The sequence below is a fragment of the Streptomyces sp. Tek67B01 genome, from assembly GCF_055231995.1.
Genome location: NZ_JBUYUY010000001.1, coordinates 6,084,347 through 6,100,972, shown reverse-complemented (window position 1 = coordinate 6,100,972; position 16,626 = coordinate 6,084,347). Strand labels below are relative to the sequence as shown.

Genomic DNA, 16,626 nt, shown 5'->3' with positions numbered 1-16,626 from the left:
GGATGGATCAGTTGGTGGTGGTCCAGGTGCCCCGGTCGGGACTCCAGTGGATGCTCGCGTTCTGGAACCGCTGGACCTTCCCGCCCGGCTCGTCGGTCTCGTCACCGACCGGATAGCCGAACACGCCCTCGTGACCACCCGCGTGGAACGCCTGGTAGATCGCACCGTGGACCACATGCGTCCCCGTCTGCGACGACCACATGAACAGACCCTGCTCGAAGAACTGGTACCGGCCCCGCGTCCCGTTCGGCGCCTGCGCCGCGTCCGCCTCGTCCATCGTCGGAAAACCCCAACGACGCTCCGCGTCCGTCGCCCAGAACTTCCCCAGGATCTCCCCGTACACCGCGAACGCCGCGTCCGGATGCCAGATCACGATCCCGTTGCGGAAGCCCTGGAAGCGGCCGCCCATCATCGAGTCCCGCTCACCGGAGGTCGGCGGCCCCAACACGCTGTCGAGGCCGCCCATGCTGTCGTACTTGGCCCTGATCGCGCCGTACGGCATCAGGTCGTCCAGCGTGTTGTAGCGGCGGGGGGTGAACCCGCGCAGGCCGTCGCCCCAGACCCGTTCCTCGGCCACGTGCCCGAAGTCGTACGTCTCGCGCACCACCGGTTGGGTGTGGGCGGCGTCGGCCCAGCGGGCGAACAGCGCCACGTGGTCCGTGCCCGCGGAGTCGCGCAACAGCGCGTCGCCGGGCTGTAGATCGGCGGCCGGGATGTCGAAGGTGACGTTCCACAGGCTCCACGTCGTCAAGGACGAGCCCAGGTGCCAGGCCATCGACACGAAGCCGGAGCAGTCGGGGCGGTAGCAGCCGAATTGGTTGGCGTAGCAGCCGCTCTGGCTGTAGGGCACCTGCTCGGCGACCCAGGACCAGGCGCGGTCCATGACCTCGCCGCGTCCGATCGAGCCGTCCGGTTCGGAGGCGCTCGCGGCGGGCGCCGGGAGGAAGGTGACCGCGAGGGCCGCGAGGAGGGGCACCGCGACCTTGGCCACGCGCCGAAGGATCAGCGATCTCATGGCGTCTCCCACTCAGTTGGTGGTGGTCCAGGTGCCCCGGTCGGGACTCCAGTGGATGCTCGCGTTCTGGAACCGCTGGACCTTCCCGCCCGGCTCGTCGGTCTCGTCACCGACCGGATAGCCGAACACGCCCTCGTGACCACCCGCGTGGAACGCCTGGTAGATCGCACCGTGGACCACATGCGTCCCCGTCTGCGACGACCACATGAACAGACCCTGCTCGAAGAACTGGTACCGGCCCCGCGTCCCGTTCGGCGCCTGCGCCGCGTCCGCCTCGTCCATCGTCGGAAAACCCCAACGACGCTCCGCGTCCGTCGCCCAGAACTTCCCCAGGATCTCCCCGTACACCGCGAACGCCGCGTCCGGATGCCAGATCACGATCCCGTTCTGGAAGAGCTGGAACCGCCCTCCCAGCTGGGCGGGTTCCTCGGCGCGCAGCGGCCATCCGAGGGGGCCGTCGTGTCCGCCCGTGGCCTCGTACTTGGCGCCGATCGCCCCGTAGGGCTGGAAGGCCTCGTCGCGCATCTGGCGGGCGACGCCCTCCGCCTGGGGGTAGCGCTCCGGATAGCCGGATCGCTGGACCGCCTGGGCGAGTTCCCCGGCGCTGCCGCCCTCCATACCGGGTTCCATCTGCTGGGCGACCTCGAAGAACTTGTTCGCCGCGTAGTCGACGTCCATGACCTGCTCGGGAGAGCCCCAGCCCTGGGAGGGCCGCTGCTGGAAGACGCCCAGCGAATCCCGGTCCCCGCAGTCGAGGTTGTTCATCCGGGACTCCACCCAGCCCGTCTCGAAGCCTGCGAGCATCACCTTGTCGGACACTCCCCGGCGCTGTCCGACCTCGTAGACCTTGCGGGTCACGGCGATGTCCCGGTCCGGGGGGATGTCGCAGTACGACTCCGCCGTCAGGGCGTGCCCGAGGGGGCCCGGTACGTCGGCCGCCTTCCGCGCGGACGCGGGGCCGCCGCCGAGGGCGGTCACCGCCGCCGCGACCAGCAGGACCGCCGTCATGGATCTCGCACGCCCAACTTTCGTGCCACGCACGTTCCAGCTCCTTCGCGTCGCAATCACCTTGTACTGCGCGGGTGTTCGGCGTGCCGGGGCGAGGTGCGCGTGATCGGCCCGCCGACAGCCCGCAAGCTAGCCGCGGCCGCGGCGGGGAGGGCATCCGGAACGATCCGGAGTGACAGGGCCGGAGGGGCTCCGATAGGGATGGGCGGGGAGGCGGGCGGTGCGGGGCTCCGGATCAGGCGCCGGAGGCCGGCGCGGGGCAGGGAGGGACCCTCGGGCGGTCCTTCGTACGAACGGCGGGCAGCCAGGCGGTGGGCCGGGGGGAGCCGGCGGGCAGGCGGACGCGGAACCACTGGGGGGACCAGGTGTCCCGCTCGTCGATGATGGGGATGCCGTGCGCGAGGACGCAGTCGACGGCCAGTTCGTCGCCCTGCCACACCCGCGTCGGGACGACGTTGTCCGAGGTATAGGGCCGTCGGGGGTCGATGGCCAGGCCGAGGCTGCAGTCCGGGTCCCGGTCGGTGCGGGCGGTGCAGCTCGGTTCGGCGTTGAACACCCGGATACGGCCGGTCACTTCGAGTTGCGGGGCGCGCGTGGCGTCGGGTGCCGTGTACGGTCCGCTCGCGGCGGCCGTCCCGCAGAGCAACGCGGAGACGAGCGCGGCGCGGACGGCCCGGCGGGTGCGGTCCGCGGAGGCCGGACGGGGTTCCTCGCTCGCCTGGGGCCGGGCGGCGATGCGCGCCAGGAGGCTCTCCGCCGTGTGGGAGGCGCGGGCGGCGTGGGTGGGGGCCAGGCAGTCGGCGGCCAGGGCGCGCCAGAAGGGCGGTACCGCGGGGTCCAGGCGCAACGGGGCGCGGCCGTCGGCGTACGCCTGCGTCGCCGCGCCGCGTGCCATGGGCGTGGCGCCGGGGAACGGCGGTGCCCCGGAGGCGAACACTTCGTGGATCACGATCCCGAGGGCCCAGATGTCCGCGCTCGGTCGGACCTCGACGCCGTGTTCCCCGAGGGGGGCCTTCCAGCGCTCGGGCGGGAGGTAGTCGAAGGTGCCCATCGGGGGCGCGTAGCCGTGGGTTCCGTGCGTGCCGGTGAGCTCGGCGGCGAGGCCGAAGTCGGAGAGCCTGACGGAACCGTCCGCCATGAGCAGGACGTTGTCCGGTTTGAGGTCGCCGTGCACCCAGCCGGTGCGGTGTAGGTGGGCGAGTCCCTCACAGATCTCGGTGATCAGGCGGGCGCCTTCCGCCTCGCTCACGGCGCCGGCTCGCAGGAGGTCCCGCAGACTGCGCCGGGCCCGCTCCATCACGAGGACGAGGGCGCCGTCCAGGAAGGGCTGGTCCGGCTCGCTGAGTACGACGGAGTCGAGGAGGCGGATCAGCCGGGGATGGCCGGCGCGTCGGCCGAGTTCGACCTCGCGGCGGGCGGTGTCCACGACGTTGCGGGCTTGGCGCGGGGCGAGCCCGGAGGTCGGCAGGAATTTGAGCGCGACTCCGGGCACCGGGCTGGCGGGTGTTGAGCGCCCGGGTGCCGGATTCCCGGGCGTTGGATTCCCGGGCGCCGTGGGACGGTCCTCGCCGATCGCGCGTCCCGCGTAGACCGTTCCCCAACCGCCGGCCGCGATGGGCTCGGTGACTTCCCAGGTCCCGACGCGATAGCCGCGCGGAAGCAGTTCCGTACAGTCACTTCCCGAGGTGTCGGCCGGGCCGTGCACCTTCCCCTCCTCCGGTCGGCTCGTCGCGCGGGATCGTCCCGCTCCGGGGCGGCAGCAGTGCCAGGTGCTCCTCCCGTACGAGCCCGAAGCGCAGGGCGAGGCCGACGATCGACTCCCGCTTGCCGTTGCGGCGGGCGCCGCGGTCGGGGTCCTGCTCGCCGGGAGGGGCGACGCGCATCTTCTCCTCGGCGAGGTAGTCGATGTGCGAGCTGACCGCGCGGGCCGTCAGCCTGCCGCAGGCCGGATGGCCCCTGAGCCGGTCGACGATCCGGGGTGTGGTCGGCACCGCGACCGGCGACTCGTCGCGCAGCCGCGGTTCGCAGAGCGCCACGAGGACGAGGAAGTAAGTGGCCGTCTCGTCCAGGGAGTAGGCGGTGACGGTGCGTCCGCCCCACTGGCCGCCCGCGCCGCCCAGGCCGTCCGGGTCGAGGTAGACGTGGTCGGGGGCGAAGACCTGGAAGGAGACGGTGGTGTCGCGACGGGTGGGCAGCACGACCCGGGAGAACTCGAAGGGGATGGGGGCTCCGGCCCGGCGCGGCGGGACCCGCAGGTACTCGCCGGCCCCTTCGGGGTTCTCCACCAGATAGCTGTGTGTCGGGCTGAGGTTGCTGAGCTGCCAGTGGTCGTCCGTGACCCGGATCTCGCCCGCCAGTCGGGAGATGGCGGCGTCGACGAGGCGGAGTTCCACGGGCGTCGTGGCCGACCCGCGCCCGAAACGGGCCACTTCCCCCGGGCCGAGCCGTAACGTCACCGCGTCGGTGCCCGACTCCGCGCCGCCCACGCCCCCCGCGCCGCCGTTCCCCGGCGGCAGATAGATCACTATCCCGCTCACAGCCCGCTCCTCGCCCCCGTACGGGCGGTTGTCACGCCCGCCGAACGTTATACATCCCGGGGAAGCGGGCATGGCCGGGCACGTGGCCGTAATGAGCCGGTACGCGCCGCGCTGTCATCGGGCACGGCCCGGTGGCCGCGCACCTTACGGGGCGCCCGCCGACCCGTACGCGCCGTCTTCACCCGGGCCCGTGGGCGGCCCCGGCCCCTTCACCCACCCACGGCGAAACGGCGCGAACCGCACCCCCCGCCGGCTCTCGGGCTCGTGCGCCCGGCGGGCCGGGGCACCCACCCGGATGCCTCGCGGGCACCTCAAACCGGAGCACGACCCGGAAGGGACGGCCTAGATGAAGTTCAGGGCTCCCGCGCCGCCGACCGCGCCCAGCAGCATGAACACCGGCATGAGGACCTTGAGCTCCACCCAGCTGCCGGCCCGGAAGCGCATCATCTTGGGCGGACCGATGGGGTACCAGCGCTTGCCGGCGATGGGGAGCGGCCACAGGATCGGGCACCCGGAGACGGTGAGCGCGTCGCCGATGTCGTGGACCAGGGCGCCGAGCACGATCGGCAGGCCTAGCCACAGGTACTCCTGGCCGGGCCCGGTGAACAGCCAGCCCGCTCCGTTGCCGGGCCGGTCGAGGACTCCGGCCAGGATCCAGGCACTGGTGGCGCCCAGGAGCCACACCAGGATGTCGCTGGACATCCTGGCGGCCCGCCACAGCAGGCCTTCGACGGCCAGCACGAGGTGGACGAAGAGCAGGAGGAGGACGCCCCAGCGGTCGGTGGTGACCGCGAGGACGGAGGACCCGGAGCCGATGAGGACGGCCCACAGCCAGGTGTGGGTCAGGGTGCGGTGTCCGCCGGAGCGGCGGGCGTCGCGCGGGGCGCGGGTCGACTTGTAGACGGCGTAGGAGATCTTGTCGACCACCTCGCACAGTCCCCGGGACAGCGGGCCGAAGGCGCGAGAGATCGTCGCCGATTTGTGGTCGAGGTCGGGGGCGAGGGCGGCGCCCGCGCAGATGAGCGCGCCGACGACGAGGACGGGCCACGGCATCGGGTGTCCGGCGGCCGCGGAGGCCGCCCCCACCCCCAGCCAGGCCGCCGCGCCGGACAGAGAGTGCGCCGGACCCATCATGGTTCTTTTCCCGCCCCGGTTCGGTCGTATCGGGCCCCGGTGACTGATTCGCTCGGGCCGCGTCGACGGCACAGCGTACAGTCGATGATCTTCCTTCCTGCCGCCGGTTGCCTGATCCGGTGGGAAGCCAGGCAAGATGGGGGGTGTGACCCTCATTGATCAGCTCCCGCCGAACGCCGACCCCGACGCCCTCTTCGAGGCTTTCTCCTCGTGGGCGGAGGAGCAGGGCATCACCCTGTACCCGGCGCAGGAGGAGGCGCTGATCGAGGTCGTCTCGGGGGCGAACGTGGTCCTGTCCACCCCGACCGGCTCCGGTAAGAGTCTGGTCGCGGCGGGGGCGCACTTCACCGCCCTGGCCCAGGACAAGGTCACCTTCTACACCGCTCCGATCAAGGCGCTGGTGTCGGAGAAGTTCTTCGACCTCTGCAAGCTCTTCGGCACCGAGAACGTCGGCATGCTGACGGGTGACGCCTCGGTGAACGCGGACGCGCCGGTGATCTGCTGCACCGCGGAGGTACTGGCCTCGATCGCCCTGCGCGACGGCAAGTACGCCGACATCGGCCAGGTCGTCATGGACGAGTTCCACTTCTATGCCGAGCCGGACCGCGGCTGGGCGTGGCAGATCCCGCTGCTGGAGCTGCCGCAGGCCCAGTTCGTCCTGATGTCGGCGACCCTCGGTGACATGAAGCGGTTCGAGGAGGACCTGACCCGGCGCACCGGGCGGCCGACCACGGTGGTCCGCTCCGCGACCCGGCCCGTCCCGCTGTCGTACGAGTACGTCACCACGCCGATCACCGACACCATCACCGAACTGCTGGAAACGCGGCAGGCTCCGGTGTACATCGTGCACTTCACCCAGGCCCAGGCGGTCGAGCGGGCGCAGTCGCTCATGAGCATCAACATGTGCACCCGCGAGGAGAAGGACAAGATCGCGGAGCTGATCGGGAACTTCCGCTTCACCACCAAGTTCGGGCAGAACCTCTCCCGCTACGTCCGCCACGGCATCGGCGTGCACCACGCGGGCATGCTGCCCAAGTACCGCCGCCTGGTGGAGAAGCTGGCACAGGCCGGTTTGCTGAAGGTCATCTGCGGTACCGACACCCTCGGCGTGGGGGTCAACGTCCCGATCCGCACGGTGCTGTTCACCGCGCTCACCAAGTACGACGGCACCCGGGTGCGGACCCTGCGCGCCCGCGAGTTCCACCAGATCGCCGGTCGGGCCGGGCGGGCCGGCTTCGACACGGCGGGCTATGTCGTCGCGCAGGCGCCCGAGCACGTCATCGAGAACGAGAAGGCCTTGGCCAAGGCCGGCGACGACCCCAAGAAGCGCCGCAAGGTGGTCCGGAAGAAGGCTCCCGAGGGCTTCGTGGCATGGTCGGACACCACCTTCGAGAAGCTGATCGCCGCCGATCCGGAGCCGCTCACCTCGCGTTTCAAGGTCACCAACATCATGCTGCTCTCGGTGATCGCCCGTCCGGGCGACGCCTTCCAGGCGATGCGCCACCTCCTGGAGGACAACCACGAGCCGCGCAAGGCCCAGCTGCGCCACATCCGCCGGGCGATCGCCATCTACCGCTCGCTGCTCGACGGCGGCGTCGTCGAGCGGCTCGACACACCGGACGCGGAGGGCCGTAGCATCCGGCTCACCGTCGACCTCCAGCAGGACTTCGCGCTGAACCAGCCGCTGTCCACCTTCGCGCTCGCCGCCTTCGACCTGCTGGACCCGGAGTCCCCTTCCTACGCCCTCGACATGGTGTCGGTCGTCGAATCCACCCTGGACGACCCCCGCCAGATCCTGGCCGCGCAGCAGAACAAGGAACGCGGCATGGCCGTGGGCGCGATGAAGGCCGACGGGATCGAGTACGAGGAGCGGATGGAGCGGCTCCAGGACGTCACGTACCCCAAGCCGCTCGAAGAGCTGCTGCTGCACGCCTACGACGTGTACAGCAAGAGCCACCCCTGGGTGCGTGACCACCCGGTCTCCCCGAAGTCGATCATCCGCGACATGTACGAGCGGGCGATGACCTTCACCGAGTTCACCTCCTACTACGAGCTGGCCCGCACCGAGGGCATCGTGCTGCGCTACCTGGCCGGTGCCTACAAGGCCCTGGACCACACCATCCCCGACGACCTGAAGTCCGAGGACCTCCAGGACCTCATCGCCTGGCTGGGCGAACTGGTGCGCCAGGTGGACTCCAGCCTGCTCGACGAGTGGGAGCAGCTGGCGAACCCGGAGGTGGAGACGGCGGAGGAGGCCCAGGAGAAGGCCGACCAGGTCAAGCCCGTGACCGCGAACTCGCGCGCCTTCCGGGTCCTCGTGCGCAACGCCATGTTCCGCCGGGTGGAGCTGGCCGCCCTGGACCATGTCAACGTGCTGGGAGAGCTGGACGGCGACTCCGGCTGGGACGCTGACGCCTGGGGCGAGGCCCTGGACCGCTACTGGGACGAGTACGACGACCTCGGCACCGGCCCCGACGCGCGCGGACCCAAGCTCCTGCAGATCGAGGAGGACGCGGCGCACGGCCTGTGGCGCGTCCGGCAGACCTTCGCCGACCCGAACGGGGACCATGGCTGGGGCATCAGCGCCGAAGTCGACCTCGCGGCCTCCGACGAGGAGGGCCGGGCCGTCATCCGCGTCACCTCGGTCGGTGAGCTCGGCGAGCTCTGACCCGCCCCCGCAAGCCCGCGCCACCGGACCCGCCGGACCCGTCGGACCTGACAGTGGAGATCCCCTGATGACGAACCCCGCCGAGAGACTGGTCGATCTGCTCGACCTGGAGCAGATCGAGGTCAACATCTTCCGGGGCGCCAGCCCCCAGGAGTCCCTCCAGCGCGTGTTCGGCGGGCAGGTCGCCGGCCAGGCGCTGGTGGCCGCCGGCCGCACCACCGAGAGCGACCGCCCCGTCCACTCGCTGCACGCGTACTTCCTGCGCCCCGGCATCCCGGGGGTGCCGATCGTGTACCAGGTGGAGCGGGTGCGCGACGGACGTTCCTTCACCACGCGCCGCGTCACCGCGGTCCAGCAGGGCAAGACCATCTTCAATCTGACCGCTTCCTTCCATCACCCGGAGGAGGGCGGCATCGAGCACCAACTGCCTCCTCGCCTCGACTTCCCGCACCCGGACGCGCTCCCGAAGCTGGTCGACGAGATCCGCGAGCACCTGGGCGCGCTGCCCGAGGCACTGGAGCGGATGGCCCGCCGACAGCCTTTCGACATCCGGTACGTGGACCGGCTCCGCTGGACTCCGGAGGAGCTCAAGGACGCCGACCCGCGCAGCGCGGTGTGGATGCGCGCCGTCGGCCCGCTGGGCGACGACCCTCTCGTCCACACCTGCGCCCTCACCTACGCCAGTGACATGACCCTCCTCGACGCCGTGCGCATCCCCGTCGAACCCCTGTGGGGGATGCGCGGTTTCGACATGGCCTCCCTGGACCACGCCATGTGGTTCCACCGGCCCTTCCGGGCGGACGAGTGGTTCCTGTACGACCAGGAGTCGCCCATCTCGCACGGTGGCCGGGGCCTGGCCCGCGGTCGTATCTACGACCTGGAGGGCAGGCTGCTCGTATCCGTGGTCCAGGAAGGCCTCTTCCGCCCCTATCCGTCGGCGGCGTCGACCTCCGCCACGACGCCCTCCTCGTCGCCCGCCCCGTCGTCCCCGAAGAACTGAGCCCCACCATGCCCACGCCGGCCCTCCCCTGTCCTTGCGGGCTGCCCGCCGACTACCCGCGGTGCTGCGGCCGTTTCCACACCGGCGAGCAGCAGGCCCCCACCGCCGAACTGCTCATGCGCTCCCGGTTCAGCGCGTTCGCCGTCGGCGACACCGCCTACCTGCTGCGCTCCTGGCACTCCTCGACCCGCCCGGCCGGGCTCGAACTCGACCCCGGGCAGCGCTGGGAGCGGCTGGAGGTGCTCGCCACCGAGCGCGGCGGGATGTTCGAGACGGAAGGGTCGGTGGAGTTCCGGGCGCACTACCGCGAGGGCCGGCACACCGGGTCCCTGCACGAGCGCAGCGGCTTCTCCCGGGAGGGCGGGGCCTGGGTCTACGTCGGCCCCCTCTCCCCCGTCGACTTCGACTGACCGCGCGCCCCGCTCAGGGCGAAGTCGAGGCTGGTGCGGTACCAGTGGATCTCATCCCGGTCCTGCGCCCGCGACAGCCTCGACGCGACGGCCGCGGCCGCCGGAAGCCGCGGGTGCCCGTACGGTGGCGCAGGGGCGAGGGCGGCGAGCACGATCCGCTCCGCCGGGTCGGGCACCACCGCCCGGACCTCTTCCTCCGGGAGGACGGAGGCCAGTACGGCCGCCCGCTCCCAGGGGTCGGCGGTCCGTCTCAGCAGCAGCCCCACATGCCGCCCGCGCCACGCCCGCGGCCGCAGGTCCGTCTTGGCCGCGATCAGCTCCCGATCCGCCGGGGATGCGGTCCCCGTCAGCATCCCGGCCTCCCGAACCGCGAACTCCCGCAATTCCGCCGTCAGATAGAGCCACACGACGGCCCGGTACCGGTTGATCCGGTAACCGACCGGGACGATGTGCCCGCAGCGCGCGAGCCGGGTCAACCGGCTCGGTCCGATCCCCAGCACCTCGGACGCGGCGTCCGCGCCGGCCACGGTCTCGACCCGCGCGCGCAGCGCCTGCGGGAATCCCTCGGCGGCGCGGACCCTATCGACTTCCGCCCCGGTGAAACGGGCGGCGCCGCCGGATGCACGGGGCCCGGCACGCACCAGCCCCAGTTGGACGGCGCGGGCGAACTCGCCCCGCTTCAACCCCAGTTCCCGGGCCGCCCGCACGGAGCCGAACAGCGGTTCCCGCGGTGCGTCCGCCACCGCCTCCGCCTCCGCCCGCGCCTCTGGCACGTCCCTCCCGGGCACGTCCAACACGGCGCAGACCTGCACATCACTCTTCATCATCACGGTCCTCCCCCACGAGTGACGATCACTCTGTGTAAAGACCGTAACCGAGAGCGACGACAGCGCGCAGGGGCTGTGGACAACCCGCTCAGCCGCCCGTGATCCGCCGCTCCGTGACGCCCAGGTGCTCGCCCACCCGGTTCACCATCAAGGTCATCTCGTAGGCGACCTGCACGATGTCCGCCTCCGCCGCACTCAGCGCGCACAGGCAACTGCCCGCGCCGGCTGCCATGACGAACAGGAACCCCTCGTCGTACTCGACCATCGTCTGACGCACGTCACCGGCCCGGAAGTGCCGCCCCGACCCCTTCGCGAGGCTCTGTAGCCCGGCCGCGACCGCCGCCAAGTGCTCGGCGTCCTCCCGCGCCAGCCCCGCGCTCGCCCCGGTGACCAGCCCGTCGTTGGACAGCACCACCGCGTGCCGGACCTGCGGCACCCTGCGCGTCAGATCGTCCAGCAGCCAGTCGAGCTGCTTGTCCAGTGCCATGTGGAGCCCCTCCCCGTCGGCGCGGCCCGCGCGGGCGCGCCCCACCCTGCTCGGTCGTCCGCAAGCCTTCCCCACCGGCTCCTTCCCGGCAAGGAGGACGGGCCTCCGGCTCGGAAATGACTCAAGAGGAGCGGCGGACGCCCGTCCGGGACGACCCGGGGCGGACCCGGCCCGCCCCGGCGCGCCCCGTCGGCGATCCGCCACGCCCTGCGATCCGCGATCTGCGATCAGTGGGGCGCCGGAGGGGGACCCACGGAGTCGAGCAGCCGCGCGGTGTGCACCCGCCCCGCGTACTCGACCAGTCTGACCAGCACTTCCTTCCCCGAGTCCTTGTCCCGCGCATCGCACAGCACCACCGGTGTCCCCTGCTCCAGATCCAAGGCACGCGCCACCTCGTTCGCCCCGTACCGCCGCGCTTCGGTGAAGCAGTTGACCGCCACCACGAACGGGATGCGTCGGTGCTCGAAGTAGTCGACGGCCGGAAAGCAGTCCTCCAGACGGCGGGTGTCGGCGAGCACCACCGCACCCAGCGCGCCCTGCGACAACTCGTCCCAGAGGAACCAGAACCGGTCCTGCCCCGGTGTGCCGAAGAGGTAGAGCGACAGCCCCGCCCTGATCGTGATCCGGCCGAAGTCCATGGCCACCGTCGTGGTCGTCTTGCGGCCTACGCCTTCGGTGTCGTCGACGAGTTCCCCCGCTCGACTGAGCTGTTCCTCGGTCCGCAGCGGCCTGATCTCGCTGACCGACCCGACCATGGTGGTCTTGCCGACCCCGAAACCGCCGGCCACGAGGATCTTCAGGGCGAGCGGCGCCGACTCGTCGTCCGCTCCGTCGGCCGGGGCCGGCCCGTCGTCCCGCAGTTCCATCACAGTGCTCGCAATCCTTCGATGACTTCCCGCAGAATCCGCTCGTCGGGCAGCTGGGCCGCCGGCACCGGGCGGCTGACCTTCACGTGGCCTCCCTCCAGCAGGTCCCCCAGCAGGACCCGCACGACGCCCACCGGCAGGTCGGCGTCGGCCGCGAGCTCCGCCACGGACTGTGTCTGCGCCCGGCACAGCCCGAGCAACGCCCGGTGTTCGGGGCCGAGCAGCGCCTCGCCCGCCGCCTCGGAGCCCGACCGGTCGACGACGACCAGGGCGATCAGGTCGAACCTGACCCCGTGCGGGCCCGGCTTGGTGCGCCCTCCGGTCATGGCGTACGGACGCACGAGCGGGCCCGCCGCCGCGTCGTACCAATGCCCTTCCATCTGTGCGGCCGCCGCCCTCAACCGGCGGTCGGCGGTCGCGCCGTGAACCGGGGCGGGGTGTAGAGGTGTTCGCCGACCCGCTTCACCAGTCGGGCCATCTCGTAGGCGATCAGCCCGATGTCGGCGCCCGCGGCGCTGAGCACGGCCATGCAGGAACCCTCCCCGGCGGCCGCGACGAAGAGGAACCCGTCGTCCATCTCCACCATCGTCTGGCGCACGCCACCGGTGCGGAAGTGCCGCCCGGTGCCCTTGGCGAGGCTCTGGAACCCCGAAGCCACGGCGGCCAGGTGTTCGGCGTCCTCACGGCTCAAGCGGCTGGACGAACCCACCGCCAGACCGTCGTCGGACAGGACCACCACGTGGCGAACCTCCCTGACCCGCACCACCAGGTCGTCCAGCAGCCAGTCCAGCTCGCCGGACCCGTGGACTCCGTCCGGGTCGGTTCTCCGCTGTTCGATCATCGCGATTCTCCTTCGCCGCCGTCATGGGGGGACTTCTCCTGGGCCCCGCGGGCCCAGCCGGCCTGGTACGCCGCCATCCGGTCGCGGACCTGCTCGGGGCTGCGGCCCGGTGGGTCCTCGAAGCGGCTCGCCGCGACCGGGGCGACCGGGTCGGGCAGCTGGCGCAGCTGCGGGACCAGGCTGGCCTGACGGACCCTGCGCGGCAGTTCGGTCACCGAGGCGGTGACGGGCGTGGTGACGGGCGACGGGGTGGCGGGATTCCGGACGCCGCCGTCGACACGACTGGGAGCGCGCGGCCGGAGCGAAGCCACGGGGGCATTCCGTCGGCGCTCCGGCGCCCCGGCCCGGCCCGGTCCCTCGGCCAGGCCCGGTCCCTCGGCCAGGCCCGGCGCCTCGGCCAGGTCCGGCTCCGGCTCCCGCTCCCGCTCCGGGTCGGGGCCAGGCTCCGGCTCCGCGACGGCGCGTGCGGGTTCCCGTAGGTCACCGGCCGGCAGGTGCCGCTCGGTGCGGCGCCCGGGAGCCGCGACCCCGACCGGCGCCGCTTGCTCCGCGCCGTGCGGCGGGGCGCCCGGGGTGATCACGCCCTGGATCAACGCGTTGGGCAGCAGGACCACCGCCGTCGTCCCGCCGTACGGTGACGTGCGCAGGTGCACGCGGATGCCGTGCCGGGCCGCGAGCCGGCTGACGACGAACAGTCCGAGGCGGTCGCTGTCGAAGAGGTCGAGGGCCTCGGACCGCTCGATGCGGCGGTTCGCCTCGTCGAGCGACGTACCGCCCATGCCGAGCCCACGGTCCTCGACCTCGACGACGTACCCGGCGCCCACCGGCTCGCCGCTGACCCGGACCTTGGTGTGCGGCGGCGAGAACTGGGCCGCGTTCTCGATGAGTTCGGCGAGCAGGTGGGTGAGGTCTGCGACGGCGCCGCCCACGATGGCGGCCTCGGCGAGCCGGCGGACCTCGACGCGCTGGTAGTCCTCGATCTCGGAGACGGCGGCGCGGACGACGTCGGTCAGCGGTACCGGCAACCGCCACGCCCGCCCGGGAGCGGCGCCGGAGAGGATGATCAGGCTCTCGGCGTGCCGCCGCATCCGGGTGGTGAGGTGGTCGAGCCGGAAGAGGTCACCCAGCTCGTTCGGATCGTCGGCGCGCCGTTCCATCGAGTCGAGCAGGGTGAGCTGCTTGTGCACCAGGACCTGGCTGCGGCGGGCGAGGTTCACGAAGACGCCGCTGACTCCGTCGGCGAGTTCGGCTCGTTCGACGGCGGCGCTCAGGGCGGCCCGGTGGACGGTGGACAACGCATCGCCGACCTGGGTGATCTCGTCGTCCGCGACCGGAACGGGCGCGGTTTCGGCGTCGATGTCGATCTCCTGCCCGGCCCGAAGCCGCTCCATGGCGTGCGGGAGCTTGCGGTGGGCGATCTCCAGGGCCGTGTTGCGCAGCGCGACCAGCTCGACGACCAGGCCGCGCCCGATGCGTACGGAGATGACGAGGGAGGCGGCGACGGCGGCCAGACCCAGCAGCACGGCGGCGCCGGACGCGCCGGACGCGCCCTCCGCGAACGGGTCGGCGCGGTCGGCGGCCCCGGCGTGGGCGGATTCCGCGATATCGCGCAGGGAGGCGCTGACGCCGGTGTACGCGGAGTCCCATCCGGCGGGCACCCCGCGGGTCTCCTTCGTCGTCGCGCCGTTCGCGGAGCTCCCGTTCGCCGTCGCGCCGTTCGCCGTGGTCCCGTTCGCCGTGGTCCCGTTCGCCGTGGTCCCGTTCGCCGTGGTCCCGTTCGCCGTGGTCCCGTTCGCCGTGGTCCCGTTCGCCGTGGTCCCGTTCGCCGTGGTCCCGTTCGCCGTCGCGGCCGCGCCCAGCGTCCGTTCTTCTTCACCGGTGAGCGCGGTGTAGGGGGCGCTCCCCGTCACGGCCTCCCAGGCGCGCCGGCCGGCGCCGGGCAGGTCCCGCGCGGCGGCGTCGGTGACCGCGCGCCGGGTCTCGATGACGCCGGTCAGGCGGCGTAGCGTCGCCGCGTTCCGCGCCCCGGGCAGGGCGAACAGCGCGTCCTCCCGGGCAAGCAGTTCCCCGGCCCGGTCGAACTCCAGCAGCACCCGGTCGGCAGCCCCGAGTTCGGGGTCCCGGCCGCCGGAGAGGGACCCGGCGGCGGCGAGGGCGGAGTCGGCGACGCGGGTGTAGGTCTCGTAGGCGGTGTCCGGGCTCGCTCGGCGGTCGGTGACTTCCCTGCGGAACGGGCCGAGCGCTTCGGCGGCGGCCACGAAGGCGCCGAGCCGGGAGACCACCTCCGCCGGGTGGTCACCGGAGTCGGCCACCGTGTTCCGGTCGCCGAGCCGCAGCCGGCGCACGGCCGCGTCGGTCCGCCGCGCCTGCTGATCCAGTGCGGAGCCCTGTTCGGCCGCGGGATCGGCCAGGAAGCGGACTGCGGCCCGCCGCTCCGCCTGGAGTTCGGTGAGGGCGGCCGTCAGGGGGGTGCGCATCTGCGCGTCGACCCGCCGGGCGCGGCTTAGGCGGGCGATGTCCTGGGCGGTGCTCACCGTCGCGAAGGCCCACAGGCCGAGCAGCGAGACGACGGGGACCATCAGCAGGCAGACGACCTTGGCGCGCACGGTGCCGGGGCGCAGACGCACGCCGGGCACGGTGCCTCCCGGGGCCTCGCCCCGCGAGGCGTCCCCGGCCGGGCCGCCCGGCGGCTCCTCGGCGGGAGGCCCTGCGTGCGCCCGGCGGCCGCGTGCCGGGGGCGCGGGCGTCCTCGGCGGCGCGGCTTCCGGTCTCCTGCGGGTCGTGCGCATGGGGCTCCTCGTTCGGGGTGGTGCGGAGGATGTGGTCCGGTCGGGCATTCGAGGGAGCGGGCCGCGGGAGCCCGCAGGGCCGGACCTTCAGCGGGCCGGAACGGCGCTCTCCCCGAGGTTCCGCGCCGACGTGGACGCGGCCCGTTCGTCGGCGGTCGGGGACAGGGCCACGAACGCGGAGGTGAGGAAGAGGTAGGAGCCCAGCCCGACGGCGAGGGGGAAGATGAACTGCATGGCGGTCGCGCCGGGCAGGGCCGCGTCGGAGGGGGTGACGCGGACCGCGACGGCCAGCATTCCGGTGTAGTGCATGCTGCTGACGGCCGCGCCCATGACGAGCGAGGCGACGGCGACGGCCAGCGGCGACTTGATGTGGAGGGCGGCCCACAGGGCGGCGGTCGCGGCGACGACGGCGATGGCGACCGAGAGCCCGACGGTGAGCGGCCGGTAGGAGACCGCGCCGTGCAGGCGCAGGGCGGCCATGCCGAGGTAGTGCATGCTCGCGACGCCGAGGCCGGTGGTGAGGCCGCCGAGGACCAGGGCCCTGCCGCGCCCCCTGCCGTAGCCGACGGCGAAGACGCCCGCGCCGACGACCAGTGCGGCGACGAAGAGGCTGAGGATGGTCAGCGGAACGTCGTAGTGGATGTCGGTCCCCGTGACCTCGAACCCGAGCATGGCGACGAAGTGCATGGTCCAGATGCCGGTGCCGATGGCGGAGGCGGCGGTCAGGAGCCAGTTGCGGCGGGTCGATCCGGTCGCGGCGAGGGCGCGGACGGTGCAGCGCAGCCCGAGGGCGGCGCCGATGCAGGCCATCACGTATGACAGCGCGGGTGTCAGCCAGCCATAGGCGGCGTGGTGCAGGTGTCCCATGGCCAACGGACGCTAGTGCGGGTGAGGGCGCGAACAAGGGGCGCATTTCGAAAGCCGCTGGAACTGCTGGAATATGACAGAGCTACGTTCGTCTTCGATCAGGCCGCATGTCACCTTGTCCGCGCTCCCCGCGCGGAACGGCGCACCGCCGACAGGACGTGTGGGAGATCATGGGCC

General features: G+C 72.4%; 15 protein-coding genes. 3 read left to right on the top strand and 12 right to left on the bottom strand.

Annotated features, from left to right (window positions below; translation table 11 throughout):
- Window positions 1-7 precede the first annotated feature (7 nt).
- From ACV7NM_RS27545 to ACV7NM_RS27525, 5 genes are all read right to left on the bottom strand, one after another.
- Window positions 8-1,015: a hypothetical protein gene (locus ACV7NM_RS27545; RefSeq protein ID WP_463412789.1), complete on the bottom strand. Its 1,008-nt coding sequence runs from the start codon at window positions 1,013-1,015 to the stop codon at window positions 8-10.
- Between the two features lie 12 nt (window positions 1,016-1,027).
- The gene (locus ACV7NM_RS27540) at window positions 1,028-2,056 is read right to left on the bottom strand and encodes an LGFP repeat-containing protein (RefSeq protein WP_463412788.1); all 1,029 of its coding nucleotides are present in this window, start codon (window positions 2,054-2,056) and stop codon (window positions 1,028-1,030) included.
- Window positions 2,057-2,258: 202 nt separating this feature from the next.
- Window positions 2,259-3,728 carry a serine/threonine-protein kinase gene (locus ACV7NM_RS27535; protein ID WP_463412787.1) on the bottom strand — a complete coding sequence of 490 codons (1,470 nt, stop codon included), beginning with the start codon at window positions 3,726-3,728 and terminating at the stop codon, window positions 2,259-2,261.
- Window positions 3,697-4,560, bottom strand: a complete 864-nt coding sequence (locus tag ACV7NM_RS27530; RefSeq protein ID WP_463412786.1) for a serine/threonine protein kinase — start codon at window positions 4,558-4,560, stop codon at window positions 3,697-3,699. Before ACV7NM_RS27530 ends, ACV7NM_RS27535 begins: the two co-directional genes overlap by 32 nt.
- A 342-nt stretch (window positions 4,561-4,902) precedes the next feature.
- A complete protein-coding gene (locus tag ACV7NM_RS27525) occupies window positions 4,903-5,694 on the bottom strand; it encodes a metal-dependent hydrolase (protein ID WP_463412785.1) in 792 nt (263 codons plus the stop codon).
- A 145-nt stretch (window positions 5,695-5,839) separates the two neighbouring features.
- Here ACV7NM_RS27525 and ACV7NM_RS27520 point away from each other — a divergent pair, with 145 nt between their 5' ends.
- The 3 genes from ACV7NM_RS27520 (at window position 5,840) to ACV7NM_RS27510 (ending at window position 9,772) form a co-directional block, all read left to right on the top strand.
- Window positions 5,840-8,362: a DEAD/DEAH box helicase gene (locus ACV7NM_RS27520; RefSeq protein WP_463412784.1), complete on the top strand. Its 2,523-nt coding sequence runs from the start codon at window positions 5,840-5,842 to the stop codon at window positions 8,360-8,362.
- Window positions 8,363-8,429: 67 nt separating this feature from the next.
- A complete protein-coding gene (locus ACV7NM_RS27515) occupies window positions 8,430-9,362 on the top strand; it encodes an acyl-CoA thioesterase (protein ID WP_463412783.1) in 933 nt (310 codons plus the stop codon).
- Between the two features lie 8 nt (window positions 9,363-9,370).
- Window positions 9,371-9,772, top strand: a complete 402-nt coding sequence (locus ACV7NM_RS27510; protein WP_463412782.1) for a YchJ family protein — start codon at window positions 9,371-9,373, stop codon at window positions 9,770-9,772.
- Here ACV7NM_RS27510 and ACV7NM_RS27505 read toward each other — a convergent pair.
- The 7 genes from ACV7NM_RS27505 to ACV7NM_RS27475 all read right to left on the bottom strand — a co-directional run bounded on the left by ACV7NM_RS27505 (window position 9,736) and on the right by ACV7NM_RS27475 (window position 16,449).
- Window positions 9,736-10,599 (bottom strand): DUF6397 family protein, encoded by an 864-nt coding sequence (locus ACV7NM_RS27505; protein WP_463412781.1) that lies wholly within the window; start codon window positions 10,597-10,599, stop codon window positions 9,736-9,738. The two genes, ACV7NM_RS27510 and ACV7NM_RS27505, sit on opposite strands and share 37 nt — an antisense overlap.
- Before the next feature lie 88 nt (window positions 10,600-10,687).
- Window positions 10,688-11,086, bottom strand: coding sequence for a roadblock/LC7 domain-containing protein (locus tag ACV7NM_RS27500; RefSeq protein ID WP_136211471.1), 399 nt, complete (start codon window positions 11,084-11,086; stop codon window positions 10,688-10,690).
- Window positions 11,087-11,313: 227 nt separating this feature from the next.
- Window positions 11,314-11,952, bottom strand: coding sequence for a GTP-binding protein (locus ACV7NM_RS27495; RefSeq protein WP_463412780.1), 639 nt, complete (start codon window positions 11,950-11,952; stop codon window positions 11,314-11,316).
- Window positions 11,952-12,332: a DUF742 domain-containing protein gene (locus ACV7NM_RS27490; protein WP_463412779.1), complete on the bottom strand. Its 381-nt coding sequence runs from the start codon at window positions 12,330-12,332 to the stop codon at window positions 11,952-11,954. The genes ACV7NM_RS27495 and ACV7NM_RS27490 overlap by 1 nt, the downstream gene beginning before the upstream one ends.
- A gap of 17 nt (window positions 12,333-12,349) precedes the next feature.
- The gene (locus ACV7NM_RS27485; protein WP_463412778.1) at window positions 12,350-12,793 is read right to left on the bottom strand and encodes a roadblock/LC7 domain-containing protein; all 444 of its coding nucleotides are present in this window, start codon (window positions 12,791-12,793) and stop codon (window positions 12,350-12,352) included.
- Window positions 12,790-15,582 carry a sensor histidine kinase gene (locus ACV7NM_RS27480; protein ID WP_463412777.1) on the bottom strand — a complete coding sequence of 931 codons (2,793 nt, stop codon included), beginning with the start codon at window positions 15,580-15,582 and terminating at the stop codon, window positions 12,790-12,792. The genes ACV7NM_RS27485 and ACV7NM_RS27480 overlap by 4 nt, the downstream gene beginning before the upstream one ends.
- A gap of 87 nt (window positions 15,583-15,669) precedes the next feature.
- Complete coding sequence (locus ACV7NM_RS27475) at window positions 15,670-16,449, bottom strand: MHYT domain-containing protein (protein WP_463412776.1); 780 nt, start codon at window positions 16,447-16,449, stop codon at window positions 15,670-15,672.
- Between the last annotated feature and the right edge of the window lie 177 nt (window positions 16,450-16,626).

What these genes read in the sequence shown, in the direction of transcription:
- ACV7NM_RS27525 (WP_463412785.1), bottom strand. Translation starts at nt 5,694, where the DNA reads ATGATGGGTCCGGCGCACTCTCTGTCCGGCGCGGCGGCCTGGCTGGGG.
- ACV7NM_RS27510 (WP_463412782.1), top strand. Translation starts at nt 9,371, where the DNA reads ATGCCCACGCCGGCCCTCCCCTGTCCTTGCGGGCTGCCCGCCGACTAC.
- ACV7NM_RS27545 (WP_463412789.1), bottom strand. Translation starts at nt 1,015, where the DNA reads ATGAGATCGCTGATCCTTCGGCGCGTGGCCAAGGTCGCGGTGCCCCTC.
- ACV7NM_RS27495 (WP_463412780.1), bottom strand. Translation starts at nt 11,952, where the DNA reads ATGGAACTGCGGGACGACGGGCCGGCCCCGGCCGACGGAGCGGACGAC.
- ACV7NM_RS27500 (WP_136211471.1), bottom strand. Translation starts at nt 11,086, where the DNA reads ATGGCACTGGACAAGCAGCTCGACTGGCTGCTGGACGATCTGACGCGC.
- ACV7NM_RS27505 (WP_463412781.1), bottom strand. Translation starts at nt 10,599, where the DNA reads ATGATGAAGAGTGATGTGCAGGTCTGCGCCGTGTTGGACGTGCCCGGG.
- ACV7NM_RS27515 (WP_463412783.1), top strand. Translation starts at nt 8,430, where the DNA reads ATGACGAACCCCGCCGAGAGACTGGTCGATCTGCTCGACCTGGAGCAG.
- ACV7NM_RS27490 (WP_463412779.1), bottom strand. Translation starts at nt 12,332, where the DNA reads ATGGAAGGGCATTGGTACGACGCGGCGGCGGGCCCGCTCGTGCGTCCG.
- ACV7NM_RS27485 (WP_463412778.1), bottom strand. Translation starts at nt 12,793, where the DNA reads ATGATCGAACAGCGGAGAACCGACCCGGACGGAGTCCACGGGTCCGGC.
- ACV7NM_RS27475 (WP_463412776.1), bottom strand. Translation starts at nt 16,449, where the DNA reads ATGGGACACCTGCACCACGCCGCCTATGGCTGGCTGACACCCGCGCTG.
- ACV7NM_RS27480 (WP_463412777.1), bottom strand. Translation starts at nt 15,582, where the DNA reads ATGCGCACGACCCGCAGGAGACCGGAAGCCGCGCCGCCGAGGACGCCC.